We start from the raw sequence: 25,968 nt of genomic DNA, 5'->3' as shown, positions 1-25,968 counted from the left end.
AATTCAATGATTACATTGCGTTACTTTGTATAGTATCCTCCGGTCATCCTTCCTTTGATTTTTGAGCGTAAAAGCTTTTTTGAAGTGAAACGTCAGTTATGATGCGCCATCTTTAACGGTATAGTCCAAAATAAAACCAAGCACTTATAAACAAGCTTATTATTACTACTCGTTACCATTTGTTGCCATTATTTGGGTGGTAGTTTCCCATGAGAGCCCTGCGAAATCAATTACTTTTTAGACGTCTAAAACTCGTCTTAATTTGTGAAGCTGCTCTATTCTTTTCTCTTCAGGAATTTTGTTGATGTTTTGTAGTTTCCATTGAATACCGGGAAGATTCTCAATGCCATCTATAGGTAATAATGACCAATCAGGATTGCCAGACTTCAATTGAATTAAAAAAATCCTTTCATTTTCAGTAAAAGAATTCAGTAGTCGTTTCGGTAAGTGCGACCTAATGTCTTTTAATTCTTTGTGTGTGGTAGGAATGGTAGTCATGCCAGAAAACTCATTTTGAAAAGTGTTTCCAAATTCCTTTTGTGATGCTTCAGTGATTCTCGGTTCAAGAAGTTCATGCATAGGCCTTGAACCACTGGCAAGATAAACAATGAACGCCTGCCGGACGGTTTCGGTTAACCCCTGATTTTCTAATAAGAGTTTTATATCAAGCAGATCACGAGGGTGATATCTATCCAAGGCCGCGCATATTTTACCACCGTACAAATCAGCAAGAGATAATGTTTTAACGCGCATATATTTTAAAAATTGATCCTGTGCTTTGTCGCATAGCTCTTTTTCTTCACAAGGAAATACAGAACCTCTGAGGACAAAATTGGGTTCAATCTTGATCATGCCATTATTGGAGTAAACCTGTAGTTTGGATATGGAACCATTTTTCATGGGTACGGTTTTCACCGCCACACCTAATTTTTCGATCGTTTGTTTCATTTTTAATAGTTCGGCTTCGATATTTGTAAGAAAAATATCTCTGCTTTCGATGGGTAAATAAGTCAGGTCGATATCAACGCTTAATCTGGGCATATCATGGATGAATAAATTAATCGCTGTACCACCTTTTAAAGCGAAACATTTAAAATCATTAAGTACAGGTAAGACTTCGAGCAATAAAGCCACCTGATTTTTGTAAACGTCTTGAAAACTCAATGCATTACTCCTTTACTTCAGGTAAAGACAGCTTATATTTAGGAAAATATTTGCCGCCTTTAGCTAATACTCGCTTACCTTTGCCCAAATCTATTTTTGTTAAATCCAGACTGGAAAACCAAGGATGATTAAATTGTTCACATAAATGCAAGAAAAGCCTTTTTACTTTGATTGAATGACAGTCCTCTAGTAATGCTTGGATTACTTTAGGTCTTAATTGAGTTAGGTTTTCTATTAAGTAGGTTATCTCATTCAGTGATTGATGCTGAGGATATAAATAAAGTAATTCAAGCGCTGCTCTTTCAGGGCTGGATATTTTTAAGTTTAGGCCATTGATAGACCGCTCTACTAATCCTTGGTCATTAGAAAATAATGATGATTTGTATATTTCAATCTCTGCGTCCCATGTATTAGCTAACAACCATTTTGGTATTTTGATAGTTGTAGGTGCAAATAGCATGATGTGTTGCATGCTTTGCATAGATACAAAATGTCCTAATCCTAATAAATGTAAAGCAGTTTTTGCTCCTAGATGGATTGGAGCTGCCAGCTGTGTTTGCAACGCATTGATTGCGCCTGCCCAAGTGATGAGATCGCCTGCTTTTTTGTAAGCATTAGTTCCAAGTTTTTCCAATAAACCTGAGTGGACATACCACCAAGCCAGCTTGGAAGATACGCCATGCTCTTCAAGCCATGCGGCAGTTAATACTACACCGGAGGGTGCTGTAACCATAAAATGGTTTATTTTGGATTCGTTATTTCTAGTCATACTAGATATTATAGCATAAAGTTAAACTTGGGTTTAATTTAACTAGAAATATTCGAGGATTCCTAGAATTTCTCAAGAAAATATAAACTTTTTATAATTATATAATTTAAGCGGTTATATTTTATAGTCGGTATGTCATAGGACAAGGATAGTGAGAATATCAACAATCCCTCCTTGCATATCGACAATCTTGTTAATCAAACTTCCTGCGAAGTTATTTTGGAAATAAGGGTGAGAGTGCTGATTTAAATAAGCAAACATCTTTGACATAGCATCTTGTCTAAGACTGGGAAACAATTTGAGTTTTGCCCAATCCAACAATCGCATGTCCAAGCATAAAATTATCCATAGAACGATGTAGAGAAAAATATACGGTTGAATAGTGGCAAAGGCAGAAACCTTATCCCCTTGAAATCCAGCTACCTTATCGATAATGATTTTAAGGATATAAGGTTGCAGCGTATTCGTGATTGCCCAAAATAGCGCTACAAAAGCAAAAATAGCAAGATAGCCTTTATAGGGCTTGACGATGTTAAAGATAAATTGGGTTACGGACTGATGCTTACTATTTTTCATCGTAATTCCAGCTAAAAGCTTTTTTCAGTTGTTTTGAATTAAAACGGACAAAGAGGTTTTTAGGGGGTGTTTAACGCGTCAACTTTCTACATTGTTTCTACATGAAAATTTCAGAACTTCGGTGTGATTCGCCAAAACCCAGGCTGGATTTGGCTCCCCGGACAAGACTCGAACTTGTGACCTAATGATTAACAGTCATCCGCTCTACCGACTGAGCTACCGGGGAATGAGGCGAAATCTTAAATGGATTCCGCGGATGGGTCAAGGGGAAATAAAAATAAATTTTTTCTTTTTCCCCTATAAGATAATTTTATTTGCAAAAGCGCTGTAAACGAGCCATTGCGTCTTGCAGAATTTCCATGCTTGTCGCAAAAGAGAGGCGGATACAGCCTTCGTTACCAAAAGCGGAGCCGGGTACTAAAGCGACGCCGACTTCTTGTAAAAGTCTTTCTGCAAATTCCATGTCGTTGGCAAAACCACGTCTTTCGATGATGGGTTGCACATTAGGGAAAAGATAGAAGGTTCCATCAGCAGGAATGACTTCGATGCCTGGCATGTCATTTAAACGCTCAACAATATAATCATGGCGTTGATGAAACGCATTAACCATCATTTCTACTGACTCTAATCCCCCATTCAACGCAGTAACAGCCGCTTTTTGAGCAATTGAGCAAGGGTTTGAGGTTGATTGAGATTGTACGGTTTTCATGGCATCAATTAATTTAGCAGGACCTGCTGCATAACCAATGCGCCAGCCAGTCATAGCGTAGGCTTTAGAAACACCATTTAAAACAATCGTTTGTGGATAGAGCTCAGGACAAGCGTTTAAAATATTAGCAAAAGGCATGGTCCAAAGAATATGCTCATACATGTCATCAGTAGCGATTAATACATTGGGGTGTTGTTTTAACACTTCAGCAAGACCCCGCAATTCTTCAAAAGTGTAAGCAATACCAGATGGATTAGAAGGGCTATTTAACACGATCAACTTAGTTTTCGGCGTAATTGCTTTAGCGAGTTGCGCCGGTGATATTTTGTAGCGAGTGGCTGGTGTTGAAGGGATAATGACCGGTTCACCGCCAGCTAATAGGACCATATCGGGATAAGATACCCAATAAGGAGCAGGAATTAACACTTCATCGCCGTCATTAATGAAGGCTTGGCAGAGGTTATAAAAACTCTGTTTGCCGCCCACTGAAACTAAGATTTGGTTTAATTGATAATCCAGATCATTCTCGCGCTTGAATTTGTCTTTAATCGCTTGTTTTAATTCGGGAATGCCATCAACTGCTGTATATTTGGTAAAACCAGCATCAATTGCCGCAATAGCTGCTTGTTTAATGTGGTTAGGGGTATCAAAATCCGGCTCACCAGTTCCTAGTCCAATAATATCTAAGCCTTCTGCGCGCATTTTTGCAGCTTTGGCTGCTACGGCTAGGGTTGGGGATGGTTTAACCTGGTGGATTCGCTCTGCCAATGTGATATCCATTTTTAAGCTCCTATGCTATTTTTTTGACCAATTAATGCTGCGAAAGCTATCATAACACCTTATTGATCGGTTATAGTTTATATTATGAAAAACGTATTCAAAGTTTACTCAAATTATCAACCCGCCGGTGATCAGCCAACTGCAATAGCTTCGCTAATAGACGGCGTGGAGTCCGGGTTAGCGCGCCAAATCCTTTTAGGCGTTACCGGCTCGGGTAAAACTTACACCATTGCGCATGTCATTCAGGCGATGAAAAGGCCAACACTTATCATGGCTCCCAATAAAACGTTGGCGGCCCAGCTTTATGGCGAATTCAAGACCTATTTTCCAGACAATGCCGTGGAATATTTCGTCTCTTATTATGATTATTATCAACCTGAGGCTTATGTTCCGGCTTCAGATACTTTCATCGAAAAAGACGCTTCCATTAATGAGCATATTGAACAAATGCGCTTATCAGCGACTAAAGCGCTGATTGAACGGCGGGACGCTATCATTGTAGCGACAGTCTCAGCTATTTATGGCTTGGGTGATCCCGATTCTTACCTCCGTATGTTATTACATCTTTCCCGCGGAGAACAATCCGATCAACGTAAAATTCTAAGGCGACTTGCTGAAATGCAATACATCCGCAGTCAGCAATCCTTAGAGAGGGGACAATTTCGCGTTCATGGCGATGTGATTGATATTTTCCCTGCCGATTCCGAGAAAGAGGCTATTCGCATCGAACTTTTTGATGATGAAGTTGAGAATATTGCTCGTTTTGATCCTCTAACGGGGGAAGTATTACAACGATTACCGCGAGTAACGATTTTCCCCAAAACGCACTATGTGACGCCTCGCGAACGAATTTTACAAACCATCGATTTGGTCAAAGTGGAGTTGCAAGAAAGGCTGACTGAACTCACGGAAGAAAATAAATTATTGGAAGTCCAGCGTTTGCAACAACGCACCTGTTTTGATATCGAAATGATGTTGGAATTGGGTTATTGCTCAGGGATTGAAAATTATTCCCGCTACTTATCGGGTCGAAATACTGGCGAGCCACCGCCCACTTTATTTGATTATTTACCTCCAGAGGCTTTGCTGATTATTGATGAGTCGCATGTGACGGTGCCGCAAATTGGAGGAATGTATCGCGGAGATAGAGCGCGCAAAGAAACCTTGGTGCAGTACGGTTTTCGCCTTCCCTCGGCGCTAGATAATCGTCCCCTGCGCTTTGAAGAATTTGCTGAGCGCTCGCCGCAAACGATTTACGTTTCTGCTACCCCCGGACCTTATGAGCTCGAGCACAGTGATAATATAGCCGAGCAGGTGGTTCGCCCCACCGGATTAATCGATCCACAAGTCATAATAAGGCCTGTCAAAAACCAAGTTGATGATTTGATGTCTGAGATTCGTCTGGTGACTGCACAGGGCGAACGAATATTGATTACCACTTTAACTAAACGAATGGCTGAGGATTTAACCGATTATTTGCGAGAACATGGCATCAAAGTCCGCTACCTGCACGCGGATATTGATACGGTTGAGCGTGTCGAAATTATTAGAGATTTACGCCTGGGAGAATTTGACGTCTTAGTGGGTATTAACTTATTGCGTGAAGGTTTGGATATGCCTGAGGTCGCTTTGGTTGCCATTCTTGATGCGGATAAAGAAGGATTTTTACGTTCTGATCGCTCGTTAATTCAAACGATTGGCAGAGCGGCGCGTAATGTCAATGGACGTGCAATTCTTTATGCGGATCGCATGACTGGCTCCATGCAGCGTGCTATCGATGAAACGGATCGACGTCGTAGTAAACAAACCGAATTTAACGATAAACATGGAATTACTCCTAAAGGAATTAAAAAATCGATTACTGATATCATGGAAGGTGCTTACAGTACACGACGCGGTAAATTACAAGTCGCTGAGCGTTCGGCGATTTATCAAACAATGCCCCCTGATCAATTAATTAAACAAATAAAAATTTTAGAAAAACGAATGCATGAGCATGCAAAAAATATGGAATTTGAGCAGGCTGCAAAAGTGCGCGACGAATTTTTAATGCTAAAAGAGCAACTCAAATTAGGCGACGCGCTCTAATATCGAGACCTGGTTTTCTCCTCTCCCAACTCTCTCCTGCGCAAGGATTCTGAGCAATGATGTCCAGCTCGGTTTAATACGTCATAATTGCCAAAACTAAATCAAACAGCTAGATCATGGGTTTTCATGATCAAAATTTGAACCGAATAATTTACCGTGGTAAGTTAGTTATTCTAATCATGGACATGGAGAAAATAGATGAAAATAGGCGAGTTAAAAAGGATTTTGACTGAATTGAGAGGGAGAGTTGCATCAAATACTACTTCGCCTGAATTACTGGCTTTGTTTAAGAAATTAGAAAGCTTAGTGTCTGAGCTTAATGATAATGATAAGGTAACTGTTCAATTAAGAGCCCCATTGGTTTTTATTCTTGATGAATTTTGGGCTTGGGTAGTCAAAAATTTACCCCATGAAAAATGGCAAGCAGGCATTGAAGTGGATCCCTGGATTGAGCTGCAGCGTCGTTTGTCCAAAATTCCTGATAAGACAACGCTGAGTGAGGTTGAAGATTTACAAAATGAATTATTAGAAGATGAATTGCTTTTGGACAAATTACGATTTCAGCTTGAGAAATCTGAGAGTGAAAATCTGCAGCAAGGAGAAAGAAAATTAGCTAAGCTGCCCTCAGAAACTGATTTAGACATGCAGAATGAACCAGAGGTAAGGCTAAGCAAAATACGGGCTTTGCAACAACAGATAAAGCGGGTCGAGGAAGGGCAAAAACAAAAATCGCTGGAAATTGGCAAGTTAATTAAGAGAACTTTTTTAGTCGCAAATTACCACCATCCAAGGTTGTTCGCGGCCCTGGAGGAAGAGTATGAGAGTGCAGGAACTATCAGTGCGAATCAGTTTTTAGGTCTTTTAAAGCAATGCGGTCGAGTCATTAAATATGCTGAGGGAGCGGATCTTAGTAATTACCCAATAAGTTATCTACCTGAAAACCCATTGCCACAACAGACGCATCGATTAAAAGAAAGCGTGGTTCTATTAGCCTCCATTTATTATTTAATTTTTCACTACTGCACGGTCGAGCAATTAAGATTATTACCTCATCTCATCTATTTTCGCTTCGAAACTACGGATGAAGAAAGACGTTCCGAAAAGGCCATTCTTAACTATTTATCCACTCGTATTTTAGAGAGCCAAGAATTTTTTAAAAAACAAAAAGCGTTTGATACCAGAGCAATAAAAGAGCTTGATTTAGAGAGGATAAAAGAATTACCAATCTCCTCACCTATGGCGTTTTTACATGCCGTGAAGGAACAGCGCTGGATCTATGCTTTTGTTCATTATGCCCGACATGAGAATTGCAATTTGCAGGCTTCTCTAAAAAATATAGAGATGACTTTGGAGTTCTTAGAGACCGATTTTACTACCCGTGAAGATCAATCCTACACTGAGGCTTTGAACTTTGCTGGGGCGGCGAATAGACTGCTTCTCTCTTTAACCGAAGAAGAGAAGAAAATAGTGAGTTCGGCAATTTATTTATTTTGCTTAGATAAATATGTGCAAGAGCATCAAAAACTGGATGAGCAAACCCCAGAAGATTCCAATGGTTGCCCCACAGAAAAAGTTGAAAACCCTCCAATACTAGATTTTCGTGAAAAATTTCAATTCCTTGCAGTGCCTAATAATCCCTATTCTTGGGTTTTCCGGCGCCGAAGTCATGCTCTTCTTGGAAAGAATGATAGCCAGCTTCTGCGTTATGCCGAGCAGCTTTTCAATATTCAATTCAGTACTCAGGAGGATAAATCCTACTTAGCGGCAATGAAATTCTCCGAAGAAATCAAGAACCAATATGATGAGCTGGATGATAAAGAGGCTAGTCTAGTAAATGATGCGCTTCATAGTTTTTGTTTAAAGCAATATACCTATGATCGCCGCAGCGATAAGCAGGAAAAGCATTCTAAACTTTCCTTTTCAGCCGATACTAAATGCAATGCTGCCTTGAAAAAGCGACGGTCAATTCTTGGATATTCTCAAGGTATTAGTTTTTTTGAACGAATGGCATTAAATCAAGGACGGTTAAAAACTTTAGAGAATGCGTTTGAAGCTAAGGAGGAAGCCCGACAGTTTAGATTTTGAACCCTTTTGGTTCAGGTGGGGGGCTGAGAGTCGGTTCAGGCTTCCCACTTTAAGAGGGCTTGCGCAACGCCGGCTACAGGACGCTCCCCTGGGTGTGAGTATTGGTTCACAAATTACTCGCTGTCGGGTTAATTGCAGTATATCAGTTTGGTCTTTAAGAGAAACTAGTTAATAGCTAATTTACGCTTTTTTTTCATTAGCAGCAGGAGTGAAAGAAGAATGAGAGCCGCAGTTTCACAAGCTCAATGGGATTCAGACCTGGAGAGTAATTCCAACAAGCTATGTGCCTGGATTAAGTGAAATGCGAATTCAATCCGTTTGTGGATCCTGATCGAGATTCCCATGCACTGCTTGATGAATTTTGTTTTCGAGCGAGCTAATAAACTTACTCACTTGAATACGTTGCTGCTCCTGTTGCTTTTGGCAAGTAATCAGCTCGTGGCTTATATTAAGCGCTGCTAGCAGCAAAGCCTGAAATTCATCCAGTTGCTTAAATTTTTTAGTTTGCTTTAATTGTTCGTTCAACTTTTCGGCAGCCTGTTCGAGATTAATCTCCTCATTTTCAGGGCATTTAATTTCGTAGGTTTTATTCAACAATTTGATGGAACAAGTTTTTGCTGTTGTCATGTTATATGGCCTATACAATGTGACGTACTATTCAAATAGTAGCAACTTTGGAATGACCGAGCAAATCAGTTATCATTAGCAATTTGCATTAATGAGTTGATTATGTCGCTAGAAACTACCTCTATCAATTTGCCTGATTACCAGAATTTTAACAATATTATTGAGGTTTTAGAGTTACCTTTTTCTGGTAGCGAACTGCATGGAATAATGTGTGGGTATTTATGTGCCGGTGCTGCTTACGAAGGTGAGGCCTATTTACGCGCATTAGCCTCCAATAAAAAAGATAAATCAACGCGTGCTGCCGCATTGGCCATCTTTGAGGTTTATACTATTAGTCAGCATCAATTAAGTAATTTTGATTTTGGCTTTGAAATGTTGCTACCTGCGGACCATGAACCATTAATTGAACGTGCGCAAGCGTTCAGCGAGTGGTGTGAGGGTTTTACCCAAGGCATGAGCATTTCCGGTATCCATTCCGCTCGTTTCCAAGAAGAAGAGTCACAAGAAGCGATGCAACATATGCAGGAATTTGCTCAATTAGACTATGAGTCCTTGCACGTGGATGATGAAGATGAAAAAGCTTTGGTTGAAGTCAGTGAATATGCGCGAATGGCGGTTTTGCGCTTGTATACCGATTTAAAAGAGAGCAATAGTGAACACGGTAGTAAAAAAACACATTAAAGTTTGAAAGATGGCTAACTCTTTAGATTAGTGAGGGACGTGGTAGATGATTACTCAGCAAGAATATCAAACCAGACGGCAGGCTTTAGCCGCAAAATTACCACCAGGAGCAATCGCAATTATTCCTGCGGCAAAAGAAGTATTGCGCAATGGTGATGCTCATTATCGCTTTCGTCAGGATAGTGATTTTTATTATTTAACTGGTTTTAACGAGCCGGATGCGATCCTGGTTATTACCACCGATAAATCCTCTAAAGCTTATTTATTTAATCGCTCACGTGATCTGGCGCAGGAGCAGTGGGTTGGAAAGCGTTTGGGGCAAGAAGGCGCTCGTGAAGTGATGAAGGTCGATGAGGCCTATTCCATTGATAGCTTTGCCACTTATTTACCGGAATTATTCGCAAACAAAAAGGCTGTTTATTTTTCAATGGGTCGTCATCCTTTTATTGAAAAACAAATTTTTACAGCCTTGAAACGAGTCAAAGCGCAGATGAGAAAAGGAATTAAGGCACCCGAATCATTCTCTGATCTTGAACCTTTGTTGAGTGAAATGCGCCTCTTTAAATCAGAAGCAGAGCTTGATTTAATGCGTCGTGCGGCTGAAATTTCGGTGGCTGCTCACAAGCGTGCGATGCAAGCTTGCCGTCGCGCGGAAAATGAATATCAACTGGAAGCGGAACTTCTTTATGAGTTTAGTTACCGGGGTTGTCGTGCTGTAGCTTATGATCCTATTGTTGGTGGCGGTGCGAATGCTTGTATTCTTCATTACACAGAAAATAATCAACCCCTGCGTACCGGCGATCTACTTTTAATTGATGCCGGGGGCGAGTTTGAAAATTATGCGGCGGATATTACTCGAACTTTTCCAATTAATGGTCATTTTAGCAAAGAGCAACGAGCGATTTACGAACTAGTTCTTAAATCTCAGAAAGCAGGAATTGCTTGCATTAAGCCAGGTGTATTTTGGCATAAAGTACAGCAGACGATAGTAGAGATTTTAACGGCTGGTTTGTGCGAGCTTGGCCTAATTAAGGGGGCAGTGGAGCAACTTATTGCTACCGAGGCTTATAAACCTTTTTACATGCATAACTCAGGTCATTGGTTAGGTCTAGACGTTCACGATGCAGGCCACTACAAAATCGACGGTCAATGGCGTCCGCTAGAAGCCGGTATGGTGCTGACTGTGGAACCTGGTTTGTACATCAGTGCTGGTATGCATGGGGTCGATCAGCGTTGGTGGAATATTGGTGTACGCATCGAAGATGATATTTTAGTCACTGCCGATGGACATGAAAATTTGACCGCTGCTTTGCCAGTGGAAGTTGATGAAATAGAGGCCTTATTACGTGGCTGATCGACAAGTTGATATACTAATTGTGGGCGGCGGATTAACTGGTGCCATCTTGATGCTAGCCCTAGCTAATTCCGGCTATGAGGTTCTGTTGGTGGATATTAATCCGCTGAATGCTAAGATTAGTCCGGATTTTGATGCCCGTACTCTCGCTTTGTCGCCTGCAAGCATACGTATTCTTGAAATGCTGAAAATTTGGCCACTATTACAGACCGATGCCACAGCCATTGAAACCATTCATGTCTCTGAGCAAGGTCGGTTTGGCTCTGCGACCATCGATGGTGAATCGAATAAGCCTTTGGGTTTTGTTGTGGAAATGCAGCATATCAATCGGGCTTTACATCAATTGCTTGATCAGCAGCAAATTTTAGCACCCGCTCGCGTGACTGCTCTCAATAAAGAGCAGAATTTGGTTACAATCGTTACGGATAAAGAAGATTGTGCGGTAAAAGCAAAGCTGATTGTTGCTGCGGATGGTGCAGATTCCACCATCAGGCGATTAAGTGAGCTTAGTCTAAAAGTAAAGGATTATCAGCAACAAGCGATCGTTGCGAATATCGGATTAGCGCGATCCCATCATAATCAGGCCTATGAGCGATTTACCGCTTCGGGGCCGCTAGCACTATTGCCGATGACCAAAAACCGTGCTTCCTTAGTTTGGGCTTTGCCTCCTGAAGAAGCTGCACGCTTAATGGCTTTGGAAGAAGAAAAATTTTTAAGCGTTTTACAGAAAAACTTTGGTTATCGCCAAGGTCGTTTTATTCGGGTGGGTAAACGCGTGATTTTTCCACTTAAGCAAGTGACGATGCCGAAAAAAACCGCCTGGCCTTTGGTGTTTGTGGGCAATGCGGCGCATACGCTTCATCCTGTAGCGGGTCAGGGATTTAATTTAGGTTTGCGCGATGTCGCTAGTTTGGCGCAATGCATTATCCAACAGGGATTAACGCCAGAAATGTTGCAAAATTATCAGCAGATGCGTCAGCATGATGAAACAGCGATCACTCGCTTTGCGGATGGTTTAATAGAAATTTTTACCAGTCGTTTACCCGGAATGGCTTTCTCACGCAATTTAGGATTAATTGCAGTCGACCAATTTAAAATTTTGAAACAAGGTTTAACTCATTACACTCGCGGTTTTGCAGGTGTCACTCCTGATTTAGTCTGTGGCATCCCTCTTCATAAAAAGGATTCTCAATGAGTCAGCAATTTGATGTAGTTGTCATTGGTGGCGGAGTGGTTGGTTTAACTGCCGCCTTAGCAATGGTGTCACGCGGTTTTTCGGTAGCAATCATTGATGCGGGTAATCTGACTGCCAATTCAACAATCCCTGATCCCCGCGTTTATGCAATCAATCAAGCGTCCCAAGATCTATTACAAGAACTAGGTGTTTGGGCACATTTAGACCCTGAGCGTGTATCTCCTTATCGCCAGATGTATGTTTGGGATGCCGCGAGTGATGCCCATATTCAATTTGATGCCCGCATGATTGCGAGTGATCATCTAGGCACCATCATCGAAGAATCGGTTCTCAAGCAGGCGCTTTTGCAGCTGCTGAACGCGAAAAAAACAGAGGTAGCATTTTTTGTAAACCACAGGGTAACCGGCCTAGAGACAAATGAAGATTTCATTCACGTCTCGGCTGGGCAGACGAATTGGCAAGCACAATTATTAATGATTGCTGATGGGGCTAATTCGCCCTGCCGACAATTACTTCAGGTGCCGCTAACAACCTGGCCCTATCATCAGCAAGCGGTCGTTGCCTCTGTTCATACCGAAAAATCGCATCAACAAACAGCCTATCAGGTATTCAATGCCGATGGTCCTCTTGCATTCCTACCCCTTATTCAGGAGCAGCAGTGTTCGATTGTCTGGTCAACTAGCCCCGCACACGCTAAGCGAGTCATGACGCTTTCAGATGAGGCGTTTAATCAAGAGTTAGAAGCCGCTTTTGCGAGTCGTTTAGGGAAAGTTAAGGTCATGGGAAAACGATATCAGTTTCCGCTCATCATGCGTCATGCAAAAAAATATACTGGGGAGCGTTGGCTATTGTTAGGAGATGCTGCACACACAATTCATCCGCTGGCGGGACTTGGCCTTAATGTCGGATTAGCGGATGTTGCCACTTGGCTAGCATGCAGCGAAAAACTCAGTACGCTTAACGCGATGAAAAAAGTATTCGGTTCTTATCAACGTCAGCGAAAATACGCTGTCTGGCAGATTATTGCCATGATGGATGGGCTAAAATCCTTATTTACTAATCCATTATCACCGGTTATTGCGTTGCGAGGTCTGGGGTTAAAAATTTGTAATGGTTTAGCACCTCTTAAAAGAATGTTTATTGAACAGGCCGCAGGAAAGTAGATTCGGCATTGGCCAATAACCCGTTCTATCCCTCTCCCGCTAAGGAATCATCCTACTAATCGGGAACTCCCAGAGTTTGAAAGGACTAAATAAAAGATGGAAATCACCTCTGAAAGAAATGAATGATACGTAGAAAAAACTTTCTGAATAGGGTATAAATCATTGAGTTTGGAAATCGATACTGGGATGTAGAATGACAATAAAAAAACTGCTGATGGGGTTACTAGGTTGTGTTTTAGCAACTGAGGTTTTCGCGGGAAGCATGTATTCAAATTCGAGTTACGACGATAGAAGCGGTTGGCCAGTAGTTGCCACTCTCAGTGTCGGTCCAGCCTGGGCAAGGCCAGGGGAAGGGCAAGTTCTCACCCTACAGCCCAATGTCACCAAGTCGTATATCCCATTCCCCGTGAGTCGTACAATCAAATTAGTTTCAACAGCTAGAGGGACTAATACCTTATTTACCGGCGAATTCTTTTTAGGCTTATATGGCAATATCAACTCCGTCGTGATCGGGCAACTCGGTTTGACAGTCGGTGCCTCTTCGCAAGTGAGAACCCGAGGCCTAGTCTATGAAGATTCCAACCTGGACTTTGGCAATTTTACCTATTCCTATGGGGTACGAAATGTACGCGGGGCAGTAAAAGGAAAGATGTTATACGACCCCGAGTTTTATGATGTATTCCTTTACCTCAGTGGTAGTGCAGGAGTAGGGTATAACCATTCTTCGGGTTTTACGATTAATACGTTACTAGTCCAAGAAATTCCTGCCCCCTCATTTAGCGATAAGAGTAGATCAGCCTTTAGTTATACTCTAGGTACCGGCTTAGAAACCTTGCTTGATGATAACTGGCGTGTGTCTTTGGGTTATGAGTTTGCAGATTGGGGAAGGTCTAATTTAGGCCCTGCTATTGCACAAACACTTGGTAATGGACCGCATATCAATAACTTGCGTACCCATGAATTACAACTCGGCATTACTTACATGTCTTAATTAAGTAAAATACGATTCCTTCAAGGATTGGGATATATGAAGAAGGCTTCATTTTTTTGGCAATGGATGATTGCGATTTTCCTAGTGATCATGACTGCAGTTGTACAAGCGAGCGAAGTTAAATTCAGTATCATTCCGGTCATCAGGGCACCGATTACTATGCCGGCCAACGGTGCCGTGTTGATTCAATACTTTGTTATTAACAACACCGCGATCACCCGTGAATTAACGACAGTTCCCATAGCAGGCGTTCACCATATCGTCACAGGATCTCCCGGCCACTGTAGATTTCCTTTCACCTTAAAACCGGGCGAAGCTTGCCTTATGACTTTGCAATTAGTTGGCCCTGAAATGTCGAACAGTGGGATAAATTCCGGACCTGAAGTTTGCAAAACAATGGGGCCAGGCGATAATCGTCCCGATCCTTTTCTGTGTTCTCAACCGTCTCCAACGGATATGATTCAGGTAAGTTTAGGCCCAACTGTCCCCGTCACCCTGACCGCAGTTCCTACTGCTGTAGCGTTTGGAGTTGGAAATCTGGGAAAATTAACTCTGACGAATACGAGTACCATTGGTTTTGCGCAGCACTTCAATGCCCGTTTTCTTACTAACACTGGAATTTCCGTAGTTGCTAGCACCTGTCCCGTCAATATACCTCCATCCACCTCTTGTGATATTTATTTTGGTTCACAAGTGCCTGCTGTGACTTCGATGTCTATTATGGGGTCAAACACCAATCAGTTAATTATTCCTATATCGGCTACTTTAGTACCGATTGGCGCGAATCCAAGTACATTGCACCTTTATGTTAATGGTGGAAAAGGGTCAGTAACTCTTACGAATTTTTCTCCTAATTTTACAGCACAAGGGGTTACCATAATTACTCCAGCTGGAATTAATATCGCTCAGACTAATAATTGCGGCACGCTACCTCCTCTTGGTTCCTGCACTATTAACTTTAGTGCCGGCTCTACTTTATATCCTAACGGCATCAATTTTCAGATTCAGGGCACTAATACCAATGCTACATTTGTGAAGGTTTATGTGCAGCAGGCCACTATTTCTGTGAGTCCCTCTTCTTTAACTATGACTACCAATAGTAGTGCTATGCTCACTATCACCAATACTTCGCAATTTTCGTTTCCAGCACTTGGGGTAACTGCTACTTCTTTTCCGAACTATCTAACAATACCACCCGGCGGTAATACTTGCCCCGCAAGTTTAGCGCCGGGTGCTAGTTGTACAATAACGTTTAACTCAAACAGTACAACATCGCAGCTTGGGGCCTCAATTTTTATCAGCGGCACCAATACGAATACTGTCCTAGTTCCAGTCAGCGTTTCAGAAGTGATTATCACTCTGTCGCCAACGACTCTCAATCTTTTGGTAAATGGTTCTGGCACCACAACAGTTACCAATACTTCGGGAACAGCAACTGCACTGAATATACAACCCAATCCCTCTACTCTTTATGATTCGGCTATAAGTACCGCTCCTTGTAATTCTATTCCTTTTGATCTTGCTCCTGGTCAGTTTTGTGAGCTGGGATTTTTTTCTGCAGCGACTCCAGGCACTGAGGATGTGGTCATTAGTGGGTCTAATACCAATGCGCCCGTCTTACAAATTAATACTACAGCACTGCCTGTTTTATCGGTAAGCCCGACGATTGCTACTATCACGGCAGATCAAATAACGCTCACCCAATTTACTATTACTAATGTTTCAGCTCCCGGATCAGCACATGCGACCAACGTCCGAATACGCACTCCTGGAACTTGGCTGACTGTTCAAGAAATAATTGATGTAAATTGCAACGACCTGGCACCTGGGCAAAGTTGTCAAATCGACTTGAGCTCAACAACTCCCTATGTGGGACAAGGTGGAATAGTCGTTAGTGGCGACAACACTTCGCCAACCTCTCCTACCGTGGCCATTGCTTTTCTCTACAATGGTGGGTTGGTTTTTGACACTAACGGCGGAATATCGGTTGCAAATTTAGTGGATCAGAGTACTAATGCGGCTTGGCAAGTATTGGCTGCTAATACTACTGCAACAAGCTCAACGGATGGGGCTAGTAACACACAAGCTATGCTTAGTCAGAGTCCCCTTTTTCCATCTCCTGCTGCAACGGCCTGTCAAAATTTAGGTCCAGGTTGGTTTTTACCTGCTTCTGCTCAGTTAACTGCCATACAGCAGTTGGCAAATCTAGGATTTGGTAATTTTACTTCAACTCTTTATTGGAGTTCTACTCAGGTTGATGCACAGACGGCTACCTGGGTCAGTTTTGTTCCCTCTGTACCAACATCAGGAACAGACCCGAAAACTATTGAACTCTACGTCCGTTGTGCAATTACCTATTAGATTTTGCACAATACACGAGCTTAGTCTGACTTTTCTATAAAGAGAAAGTGCAAAACACTTCTGTATTTGCTTAAAATATGGTTTAATTTTAAACACGAAGATTTATAGGATTATGGGTAGTGGCTTTTTTAAAGAATTGGCAGTGCTTGATGCTTGGCTATTGCCTGGCCCTAAGTAGCTCATTGTTTGCCGCTAACCCCGCTCCTGTGAAGTCACTAGAACCAACAACGCTATATCGTTGGGTCGATAAACCTAGTGATGAGGCAGCCCATGTTTCCGAAGCGGAAGATCGCTTGCAAAAAGCGATAAGCAACCCTGAATTCATGCTCAATAATTGGGTGGATTTACCAACCTCTCCCGATATACGTCATAAAAAAGCCCAGCGCTTAAGTTTGCGGGAAGCGATTTTGCTTGCTCTTCGCTACAATCCTAATATTCAAAATGCGGAATTGGATCGGATTATTCAACGCTATCAATTGCGTCTAGCCCATAATGAGTTTGAGCTACAGTATGCGCTAGCGGGGTCTGCTGCAATTGAAAAAAGTCGTTATAGCGGGGTGGGTAATACGACCAATAAGAGTTATATCGCTTCCCCGGAGTTGAATTTAAAAACCAAATTAGGAACGCAGCTTGGTTTGAATATTGATAATAATGTTTCCAATTACAACAGTTATTCGCCGGTACTCAATTTTTCGATTAACCAGCCCTTATTGCGCGGATTTGGCAGGGCAGCGAATGAGGCGGGTTTATTGGATGCCATGGATGCTGAGTGGTTAAATAAATTAAATTTGCAACAATCGGTGATTGACCAGGTCACGCAAGTGATCACCGCTTATCGTGCACTCATCTTAAGTGGTAATAATTTACAAAATCAAAAATTACAGTTACAAGAAGCACGTAAGACTTATGAAATTAATGAGAAAAAGATTGCCGCCGGGCAATTGGAGCCAACGGGTAACATTCAACAATCCTATCAAATTGAATCCCTTAGTCTGATGGTGGAGCAGGCGGAGAATGATTTTAAAATAGCAGCTCAAGATTTACTGCAAACTATTGGACTTGATCCTAAAATGCGCTTATCGGTGCCGAGTAATGTTGTCGTTGAACATCTCAGAGTGCCAAAGATGAAAGAATCCATTGATTGGGCGCTGGCGCACAACACCCAATATTTAGCCCAAACAATGGCGCTGCGTGCGGATGAAAGAGCCTATGCCCAGGCGAAAAATCAGCAGCTTTGGCAACTGGATGTTGGTGCTAATGTGCAAACGGGCAGTATCAATCAAGTTGATAGACAACGTGGTTTTCCAACGATCTATAATGGCCAAAATATGAATCAAACGGCCAGAGTCACCTTAACAGTTCCTCTGCATGATATTAATCGCCGGAATCAACTCATTTCGGCAAAGGTGCGCCTAGAAAAAGATCGCCTAAACCTTATCGCGATGAAGCGGGCGTTAGAAACGACAATTACGAATACCATCAACTCTATTGAGAGTTTAGCTAAACGTTATCAGCTTGCAGAAAAACAAGTTGCTTTAGCAGAAAAGTCTTATGAATTAGAAAAGAAAAAACAACAGGCCGGTATTGCAAGTGCTTTAGATGTGAATAATACGCAAAACCAATTAATTCAAGCGCAAATGGGCTTAATTAGTGCGAAAATCGCGTATCTTAATCAATTATCTACTCTGGATCGCATTTTGGGAAAAACATTGGATTATTGGCAAATTAAACTTAGGTATGGCGGATGAAATACGGATTAATATTAGTAATTCTTGCTTTAATGAGTTTATTGCAAAGCTGTGGAAGCCAGGTCGAACAAAAAAAGAGTGGTGTCCAAACCTATGTGGTGAAACCAGAAACGGTTCATAAATCCTTGTTTTTTACAGGGACTATACAACCTCTGCGAGAAAGCACGCTCACAAGCCCCATGGATGCAGTGGTTGAAACCATGCATTACCATTATGGTCAGCAGGTGAAAAAAGGGGATGTCGTTATAACTTTAAATTCCAACGAATTGCAGAAACAATATAACGATACGCTCACTGAATACCTCAAAGCGAAAGATAATTTTACGGTCACTCAAGCAAAATTTCATGGTACACAAGAACTGTGGGATGCCGGGCTTTTATCGAAAAATAATTATCTAAGTGAAAAATCAAGCTTGGCAACGGCCAAGGTCAGTTTAATACAAACAACTCGCAAGCTCACCGAAATGTTGGAAAAAATGGATGATGGCAATGCCCAGCACATATCGGAATTGACCATTGCGGAATTTGACAAAGTTCGGCAGGCATTGACCGGTCAACATAATTTAATTCATTTAAAGGCTCCCTCGGATGGTGTTTTACTTTATCCTCCTAAAACTGCGGCAGATGAGAAATCGGGAAAATTGAGCGTTGGTTCGACGGTTAAATCCGGGCAGGTGATTGCCCTGGTAGGTGATTTAACTGGAGTCAGCGTGGAGATAGATATACCTGAAATCGATATTGATAAACTGCGCCCAGGTATGTTGGCTAATGTAACCGGTGTCGCTTTAGGTCGACAGCAGTTAAAGGGTGAGCTGATTGCTATTAATGCGCAAGCTTCTACGACTGCAGGGGGGGCTTTGCCTTCATTTAGTGCGGTTGTTGAGGTTAAAGAACTGAGTGAAACTCAGCGAGCTTGGGTTAAAGTGGGTATGAGTGCCGCTATCGAAATTGCAATTAATAATGACGAGCAATTATTAGTACCCATTTCGGCGGTGAAGCAAGAAAAAGGAAAATCGATTGTCCAATTACAAGCAGGAAACGGAGCGAGCGAAACGCGTGTTGTAACAACGGGTGCTGCGCTTGCCGATAAAGTCGTTGTTGCTTCCGGGCTTAAGGCGGGTGATGTGGTGGCCTATGATTAATCGGTCGTTAATTGCCTTGGATAATATCGTAAAAACCTATGAAATTGGCGGTCTAAGTTCAACTGTTTTAAGAGAAGTTTCTTTAACCGTTGAGGAAGGCGAGTTACTTGCTATTGTGGGTGCTTCAGGTTCGGGTAAGTCAACATTGATGAATATCATTGGCTTGCTGGATAAGCCTGATGGCGGTAATTATTTACTGCAAGGCAATAATATTGCGGGTTTAGAGGATGATGCTTTAGCGGCTTTACGCAATCAAACCATCGGTTTCGTATTTCAACAATTTAATTTGCTACCTCGCTTTAGTGCTCAACAAAATGTTGCACTCCCTTTAACTTATCGGCATGTCCTTCCTGACGAAATAAAAGAACGCGCCAGTTCTGCACTCGCACGTGTGGGAATGAAAGCTTTTGCAGAGCATCGTCCGACGCAATTATCCGGAGGACAACAACAGCGAGTTGCTATTGCACGTGCTTTAGTCGGAGAGCCCAGAGTTATTTTAGCGGATGAGCCGACAGGTGCCTTGGACTCGCGTACAGGCACCGAAGTAATGAATTTATTTTTGGCTTTGCATAAAGAAGGCCGCACCATTATTTTAGTTACCCATGATGAACAAGTTGCAGCGCAATGCGCGAGGCGCATCACTATCGCTGATGGGCAGATTATTGCAGAGAGTCGACAATGACGCTGATGAGTCATTTTCAACAAGCTTTAATCAATTTAGCCGCTGCGAAATTACGATCTTTTCTTGCGGTGTTAGGCATTCTAGTGGGTACGGCTGCTGTGGTTGCTTTGATTAGCTGTGGGCAATTGGCGACTGAAAAAGCATTGGCGCAATTTAAAGCACTTGGCACTGATTTACTCGCCATCTCTGTCTATCAAAAAACCACCAGTCAATCGAATAATGGCGAGAATGAAATCCCCCTGTCAGTTTGGCGGCAAATTCCGGAGCGTGTTCCTGCTGTTTTACAAATTGCCCCCTACAGCACAGGCTATCAACCCATTAGTTTTGCCGGAAAAGTTGTGCAGGGGGCGATTATTGGCGCCGATGAATCCCTAAAAAAAATCATCAATGTGAAACTGGCTCGCGGTCATTTTGTTTCCTTTCTCGAATCATTTGAGCACTATTGTGTGATTGGAGATGGTTTAGCGCGTCAATTACAGGAAGTTAGTTTTGAAGATCCGCTTGGCAAACAATTACAAATTGGGCGCTCATTATACACCATCATTGGCATTGCAGAGCCTTGGAAAGAAAATGGTTTTTTTAATGAAGACATTAATCAATCGGCGATTATTCCCATAGCCGGAATGGCTTTAGTGAGTAAGGACAATAAAATTAATAATGCGGTACTATTATTAAAACCTGAAAGTCCCATCGATGAGGTGATTGAGCAGGTAAAACAAATTCTCATTTCACAGGCGCCTAAGTTAAATCTTTTCCCACGAAGTGCTAAACAAATTATTGAGAGCATGGAAAGTCAAGGTCATATTTTTACGCTTTTACTCGCAGTTATTGGCTCTATTTCACTCTTAGTGGGCGGTATTGGTGTGATGAATGTTATGTTAGTCTCGGTCAGTGAACGTAAAAAAGAAATCGGAATACGCAAAGCAGTGGGTGCAAGGAACAAAGAAATTCAAACTCTTTTTCTAGTGGAGTCCGTCATGCTTTCACTTTTAGGCGGCGTTTTGGGTGTCATCCTGGGGTTGATTTTTACGCGTGTGGTAGCCTATTTTAGTGATTGGTTTTTTACTATCTATTTTATTCCGCCTTTGGCGGGCTTCGCTGTATCCGTGGCGACGGGTATTTTCTTTGGTTTTTATCCCGCAAGACGCGCTGCCAAATTGGAACCAATGGCTTCGTTGCGTAGTGAGTGAGGTAGGTGTCAAAGTGAACCCCGATTAAGCGAGGGGGGATTAGCCTCATTAAGCCTAAGCAAATTTTTTTAGAAACTAGACAAATTAATGTCGCTATGACAGGATCTGTCGGGGCTAACTTGCAAAGTTTTTCTTGTTAGAAAAACAGAATGTCTAAGATAGACCACCAAGCTTTAGGATGTATTAATTTATAAGGAGATGTAATGAAAAAAAGATTGGATAGTTTCCAGTTAAAGTCACTTGTTGCGCCAGTACTATTGGGTATATTAAGCACACAAGCTCATGCCCTAGCGGATGCACCAGCAGTTGCACCAGGCGTTGCGACCCATCCGATCCATTATAAGCCACACACTTCTCATCTGATGCCTTCAGGACTTACCCCCAATCAAGTTCGTAATGCCTATGGTTTTAATACCATTCCTGCGAAAGGAAAGGGACAGATTATTGCGATTGTCGATGCTTTTGACGATCCACGTATCGAAGCTGACTTAGGCGTATTCACCAAAAATTTTGGCTTACCTTCTTGTACTACTAAGAACGGCTGTTTTAAGAAAATTTATGCCAGTGGTAAAAGGCCAAGAACCGATGCAGGTTGGTCAGGAGAAATTGCACTTGATGTCGAATGGGCTTATGCAATGGCGCCAGAAGCCAAGATTATGCTTGTGGAAGCCGCAAGTGATAGCCTAGAAGATTTATTTAAAGCCATCCAAGTTGCCGTTGACAAGGGAGCGACCGTGGTTTCTATGAGTTGGGGTGGTGGTGAATTTGCTCAACAAACTACTTACGATCAAATCTTCAGCAATCCTAAAGTCACTTTCGTAGCTTCTTCTGGCGACAATGGAGCAGGTACAATGTATCCCGCTTCTTCACCTTATGTCTTGGGCGTTGGTGGAACTACTTTAACCGTTGATTCTCATGGAAACTACCATGGTGAAACAGCTTGGTCCGGAAGTGGCGGTGGATTAAGTGCGATAGAAGCTTGGCCGGCAAGCCAAAGCGGTTTACCCACACCGCAAGCTAATGACATGCGCGGTGTACCTGATGTGGCTTATAATGCTGATCCTCAGACTGGATTTGCTGTTTACAACTCAGTGCCAAGCGATGAAGGCACAGGCTGGCAAGTGGTGGGCGGAACAAGTGCTGGCGCCCCTCAATGGGCTGCTATTGCAGCAGTTGCGAATTCATCGATAGGTTCTACTTTAGGTGGAAACTTAACTAACCTATTGTATGCAATTGCAAACTCCAATACTGGCAGTTACATTTACAATTTTAACGATGTCAGTTCAGGTATCAACGGTGATTGTGACTATTTCTGTTCTGCTCAAGATGGTTATGATTATGTGACGGGATTAGGTAGTCCAGAGCTTGGAACTTTAATTCCAGATCTGGGAACTCAAAACGCTTCATTGTTGTTGCCAATAAGACCAATTGACTAGAAAGCCAAGCAATCGTAATAGTCTCTACCTACGTACCGCCTACAAACCGGGAGCGTAGGCGTAGGTCGGGCCAACCAGGCCTGACCTACCCCTGCTTGCTCATATCCAAAGAGCAGCTATATTTTAGAGGGGATAGGAGGATAGATCGTCATAATCCTCCCCGGATACGTAACCCTCAGCTGATACTCTGTTTTTTTGTACTTGAGAAATAAACTGCTCTAAAGAAGTCTCAGCTTTTAGTTCCCATTTTTTAATGAAAGACCCAAGCTCTCCTTCGCGTAACAATTCTAAGCCCTCGACCTCATTGGTTGAATCTGAGTCTAAGAATTGAATTAGATTTTTGATCACTGGAATTTGTTTAACTAGTAAGCTGATTTCTTGCGAAGATTCCTTCGTTTTGGCCACCAATTCTGAAGAGGATTCTAATTCTTTCTCTTGCTCTTTCTCCTTTCCCTCAGAAGAGTTTTTAGCATAGATGGATAATGAGCGAAGCGATTCTCCTAGCTGACTCATTGTACCTTCTTTTCTCGATATCTTTAATTGTTCTTTGGCATAAAGGAGATAGCAGTTAAGATAATTTTCCAATTCTGCTCCTGGACCAGGTTGGCGTGTCCCGAGGAAACTAAATTCGGACGCTGCTGCGTTGACGTGATAACAATGGAGAAAGTTTAAAGAATAAGCCTGAACATAGCATTTCTCGGTATCATCATAATAATGATATTCAGAGCTAGGTATGGCGTCTCTCAGGGACGTTAGCATGAGATTTTTGCCGTTAGACCAGATAATATCTCTATTTTTTTCATAATTGTCTAGCCGAGGAGTTGCAACAATAAAGGGCTGCGGACAATCTTTGAAATAAAATTTAGTGAATTGATGATATTCAAACAGGTCAACCTCTGTTTTTTCGACATCTTTTTCTTCTAATTTTAAAAGCGGCAAGAAATAAGATAAAACATACCTAGGATCTTGATGAAAGGTCGCGACTGCGGAAAATCGATTGTCCTTATGGACAACTCGTTCATCAAGGCCTGATTTGGTGTTGTATTTTGCTTCATAATCATCCTGCTTTCCAGCAGTATGTTCTCTAGAAATCGTTCGATCAAAATCGTAAATATCGACAATGGTGTAAGGATAGTGCATTAGCGATGTTTTCCTAATTAGCGTAATTGAATAATAGATATACAATTGTTTGAATATCTATTCTGGTTGAATGTTATACTAGAAGCGCTATTTTTGTCAAATGTATCGCTCATATTGTGAAATTATTAGGCAAGATGTGTTTGATTAGTATTTTTTGGCTTGGGCTAAAATAAGGGCTGTTGACATTTGCTCCTCCCCGTAGTCACGCGGCTTGAGCTTCCAATTAGCCCTAAGTATTGGTTGAGAAATGGAATTTATAGGTTTCTAATCCGTTCATGCTGAGGAGGCGCATTAGCGCCGCCTCGAAGCATAATGTTTCAGCTACTCCAATCTTGAGATCTAAGCGCTTTTTTTTCTACGACTCCATCCTTTAATTCCTAGCTCAGCTGCAAGAGCTTCTTCCCGTGTATTAAAGGGTTGAGAATACATTCATCTGATAGGTAAGCGGGTACTTGTGTAACAATTTGGAATTATCTTCTTTTGATGTTGATGAACACGATGTTCAAGATTATCAGTATGACCGGATTATTAAGGGCAAACTCGTAAAATCGCGGCTATTGGCCAATCCAGAGGTTGAAATACTACAAAAATACCGAGGGCTGTTGATGGCTACGGCTTTCCAATGGAGTTTGACCTCACTGGTGGCGAAGTTCATGACTGTAAAGCGGCTCCGGAATTAATTGCTCGTCTTCCTGATGCATTAACGTGCACCAACTGGCAAAGTTAAAACGGGTGCAGTTTGAGTGGGAGTCTTATCTCTTCCCGCTGTTAAGATGAGTAATCGAGTTGCTAAAGTAAAAGTTCTTTTTGAAGCAATATCAGAATTACTGATATAAAACCAATAGCCATTGTATTGGGTTCTCACAAAAGCATCTCTAGGTAGTTCTCGACTACTATAGATTGTCATGATCCCTCTCATAACTTTCCTCCAATCAAAAGGTGTTCCATCTTCATAAGTCGTTATATAGGACCGACATTTTTTAAGATCAGCAGGAGGAACTTGGACAGCATTAGAGAGAAAGGTCAATATGCCATACACTGAACGGAAATTTACAAAAGCGATATTTCTTTCAACCCGTGGAGATATTGAAACTTCGCCGTTACGATTAGCGGCATTTGCAGCAAATCCTTCATTGAACAGCGCAATATCAGATGATTTCGATTTAAGGTTTAATAATTTTTTTAACTTGGCGCCTCCTTGAGAGTTCTCATTATAAAAATGCAGTAATAGCCCAAGTTGTTTTTCATAATTGATTGGGGTAATGGATAATTCTTTTTTCATAATCAATTGGTGCATTATTTCAAGAAAAAGGAGGTATTGGTTAAATTGAGCATCATAACTATGTGAAACCTTGAGATAGCCAGAACTTGTGGAAAATGAAATATTATCAAACCGTCCTATCTGATCAAAAATAAGTCTAAACATTAAACGAGAATCGTGAATACCACCATGAAAAAGTAAAATAACATCGCGAAAACTGATGGGCCTTAACAAAGCACCGATAAACTCAGCATCGTCGAGTGGAGCATAACTAATCGTTGGAGAATCTGAATAAGTAAGAGTAGGAGTTACTCCCATTGCCCAAGTTTTAAGACTAGTTCTAAGACCACTATCTATTCCACCCATCCAAGACCCATTGGGATCTGCAGTGATTGAAGAATTTAAGGTATAGGATGAGGTGACTCCTGTAACCTTCAAGAAATAAGTCGGTTCAACATAACGTAAGCGAACAATATTTTTTAAGAATTGAGCTTCATCGGTTTCGCGGACGATGTCATTGTAACGTCCTCTATCCAAACTAATTTGTCTTGGCCCAATAGAATGACAACCTACCAGTAACACGAGGATAGAAATAAGAGTTAATTTTCGAAGAGTTGAAAAATGCATCCAGTTCATTAGCTGATTACACTTCCTATTGTAAACTTAGTTTTGATTAAATTGTTTCAATAATCGAGTTAAGTTACAGGATTTTTCATCGTTTATACAGAGATCTGAGAAATTAATCTTTGGGTTAGCGATAAAGTAATTGAACTGGGACAACGATCTTGGGGATAGTTCCTCACCTACCCAAAGCGAATCTAAGACA

At 41.8% G+C, this 25,968-nt stretch carries 19 protein-coding genes, 1 tRNA gene, 1 other RNA gene and 1 pseudogene; 13 read left to right on the top strand and 9 right to left on the bottom strand.

What is annotated here, in order from left to right; all coding sequences use genetic code 11:
* Positions 1–237: 237 nt before the first annotated feature.
* From Ldro_RS08960 to Ldro_RS08940, 5 genes are all read right to left on the bottom strand, one after another.
* Positions 238–1,164 (bottom strand): nucleotidyl transferase AbiEii/AbiGii toxin family protein, encoded by a 927-nt coding sequence (locus Ldro_RS08960; RefSeq protein ID WP_058496043.1) that lies wholly within the window; start codon positions 1,162–1,164, stop codon positions 238–240.
* Between the two features lie 4 nt (positions 1,165–1,168).
* On the bottom strand, positions 1,169–1,933 hold the full coding sequence (locus Ldro_RS08955) for a type IV toxin-antitoxin system AbiEi family antitoxin (protein ID WP_058496042.1): 765 nt from the start codon (positions 1,931–1,933) through the stop codon (positions 1,169–1,171).
* Positions 1,934–2,068: 135 nt separating this feature from the next.
* Entirely contained in the window at positions 2,069–2,509 is a 441-nt protein-coding gene (locus Ldro_RS08950; RefSeq protein ID WP_058496041.1) for an ABC transporter ATP-binding protein, read from the bottom strand.
* A gap of 150 nt (positions 2,510–2,659) precedes the next feature.
* Positions 2,660–2,735: transfer RNA gene (locus tag Ldro_RS08945), tRNA-Asn, on the bottom strand.
* 84 nt (positions 2,736–2,819) lie between these two features.
* Positions 2,820–3,998, bottom strand: a complete 1,179-nt coding sequence (locus tag Ldro_RS08940; protein WP_058496040.1) for a pyridoxal phosphate-dependent aminotransferase — start codon at positions 3,996–3,998, stop codon at positions 2,820–2,822.
* Between the two features lie 84 nt (positions 3,999–4,082).
* Here Ldro_RS08940 and uvrB point away from each other — a divergent pair, with 84 nt between their 5' ends.
* Positions 4,083–6,086 (top strand): excinuclease ABC subunit UvrB, encoded by a 2,004-nt coding sequence (gene uvrB, locus Ldro_RS08935; RefSeq protein WP_058496039.1) that lies wholly within the window; start codon positions 4,083–4,085, stop codon positions 6,084–6,086.
* A gap of 2,059 nt (positions 6,087–8,145) precedes the next feature.
* On the opposite strand, the gene ssrS is transcribed toward uvrB, so the two are convergent.
* Positions 8,146–8,304, bottom strand: a non-coding RNA gene (gene ssrS / locus Ldro_RS15920) — 6S RNA.
* A 176-nt stretch (positions 8,305–8,480) separates the two neighbouring features.
* Entirely contained in the window at positions 8,481–8,798 is a 318-nt protein-coding gene (locus Ldro_RS08925; RefSeq protein WP_058496037.1) for a cell division protein ZapA, read from the bottom strand.
* A 102-nt stretch (positions 8,799–8,900) separates the two neighbouring features.
* Here Ldro_RS08925 and Ldro_RS08920 point away from each other — a divergent pair, with 102 nt between their 5' ends.
* The 11 genes from Ldro_RS08920 to Ldro_RS08870 all read left to right on the top strand — a co-directional run bounded on the left by Ldro_RS08920 (position 8,901) and on the right by Ldro_RS08870 (position 22,741).
* Positions 8,901–9,479 (top strand): UPF0149 family protein, encoded by a 579-nt coding sequence (locus Ldro_RS08920; protein ID WP_058496036.1) that lies wholly within the window; start codon positions 8,901–8,903, stop codon positions 9,477–9,479.
* 46 nt (positions 9,480–9,525) lie between these two features.
* Positions 9,526–10,833: a Xaa-Pro aminopeptidase gene (gene pepP, locus Ldro_RS08915; RefSeq protein WP_058496035.1), complete on the top strand. Its 1,308-nt coding sequence runs from the start codon at positions 9,526–9,528 to the stop codon at positions 10,831–10,833.
* Positions 10,826–12,028 carry a 2-octaprenyl-6-methoxyphenyl hydroxylase gene (gene ubiH, locus Ldro_RS08910; protein ID WP_058496034.1) on the top strand — a complete coding sequence of 401 codons (1,203 nt, stop codon included), beginning with the start codon at positions 10,826–10,828 and terminating at the stop codon, positions 12,026–12,028. The genes pepP and ubiH overlap by 8 nt, the downstream gene beginning before the upstream one ends.
* Complete coding sequence (locus Ldro_RS08905) at positions 12,025–13,191, top strand: UbiH/UbiF/VisC/COQ6 family ubiquinone biosynthesis hydroxylase (protein ID WP_058496033.1); 1,167 nt, start codon at positions 12,025–12,027, stop codon at positions 13,189–13,191. The genes ubiH and Ldro_RS08905 overlap by 4 nt, the downstream gene beginning before the upstream one ends.
* Before the next feature lie 193 nt (positions 13,192–13,384).
* Complete coding sequence (locus tag Ldro_RS08900) at positions 13,385–14,182, top strand: outer membrane protein (protein WP_058496032.1); 798 nt, start codon at positions 13,385–13,387, stop codon at positions 14,180–14,182.
* A gap of 36 nt (positions 14,183–14,218) precedes the next feature.
* A complete protein-coding gene (locus Ldro_RS08895) occupies positions 14,219–16,543 on the top strand; it encodes a hypothetical protein (RefSeq protein WP_058496031.1) in 2,325 nt (774 codons plus the stop codon).
* 149 nt (positions 16,544–16,692) lie between these two features.
* On the top strand, positions 16,693–18,291 hold the full coding sequence (locus Ldro_RS08890) for a TolC family protein (protein WP_083497939.1): 1,599 nt from the start codon (positions 16,693–16,695) through the stop codon (positions 18,289–18,291).
* Complete coding sequence (locus tag Ldro_RS08885) at positions 18,288–19,433, top strand: efflux RND transporter periplasmic adaptor subunit (RefSeq protein WP_058496030.1); 1,146 nt, start codon at positions 18,288–18,290, stop codon at positions 19,431–19,433. Before Ldro_RS08890 ends, Ldro_RS08885 begins: the two co-directional genes overlap by 4 nt.
* Entirely contained in the window at positions 19,426–20,115 is a 690-nt protein-coding gene (locus tag Ldro_RS08880; RefSeq protein WP_083497920.1) for an ABC transporter ATP-binding protein, read from the top strand. Before Ldro_RS08885 ends, Ldro_RS08880 begins: the two co-directional genes overlap by 8 nt.
* Positions 20,112–21,305 (top strand): ABC transporter permease, encoded by a 1,194-nt coding sequence (locus tag Ldro_RS08875; RefSeq protein WP_058496029.1) that lies wholly within the window; start codon positions 20,112–20,114, stop codon positions 21,303–21,305. Before Ldro_RS08880 ends, Ldro_RS08875 begins: the two co-directional genes overlap by 4 nt.
* Before the next feature lie 203 nt (positions 21,306–21,508).
* Positions 21,509–22,741 carry a S53 family peptidase gene (locus Ldro_RS08870; RefSeq protein ID WP_131764401.1) on the top strand — a complete coding sequence of 411 codons (1,233 nt, stop codon included), beginning with the start codon at positions 21,509–21,511 and terminating at the stop codon, positions 22,739–22,741.
* A 123-nt stretch (positions 22,742–22,864) separates the two neighbouring features.
* Here Ldro_RS08870 and Ldro_RS08865 read toward each other — a convergent pair whose 3' ends face one another.
* Complete coding sequence (locus tag Ldro_RS08865; protein WP_058496028.1) at positions 22,865–23,881, bottom strand: hypothetical protein; 1,017 nt, start codon at positions 23,879–23,881, stop codon at positions 22,865–22,867.
* Positions 23,882–24,434: 553 nt separating this feature from the next.
* On the opposite strand from Ldro_RS08865, the pseudogene Ldro_RS16600 reads away from it, so the two are divergent.
* Positions 24,435–24,581, top strand: a pseudogene (locus Ldro_RS16600) (IS5/IS1182 family transposase); the annotation flags it as partial.
* Here the strand turns inward: Ldro_RS16600 and Ldro_RS08860 are convergent.
* Entirely contained in the window at positions 24,582–25,778 is a 1,197-nt protein-coding gene (locus tag Ldro_RS08860) for a hypothetical protein (RefSeq protein ID WP_131764402.1), read from the bottom strand.
* Positions 25,779–25,968 lie beyond the last annotated feature (190 nt).

This window comes from Legionella drozanskii LLAP-1 (assembly GCF_001467585.1).
GTDB classification, from domain to species: domain Bacteria; phylum Pseudomonadota; class Gammaproteobacteria; order Legionellales; family Legionellaceae; genus Tatlockia; species Tatlockia drozanskii.
Note: the sequence above shows the minus strand (reverse complement) of the source record. Positions and strands in the feature narration are given on the sequence as shown.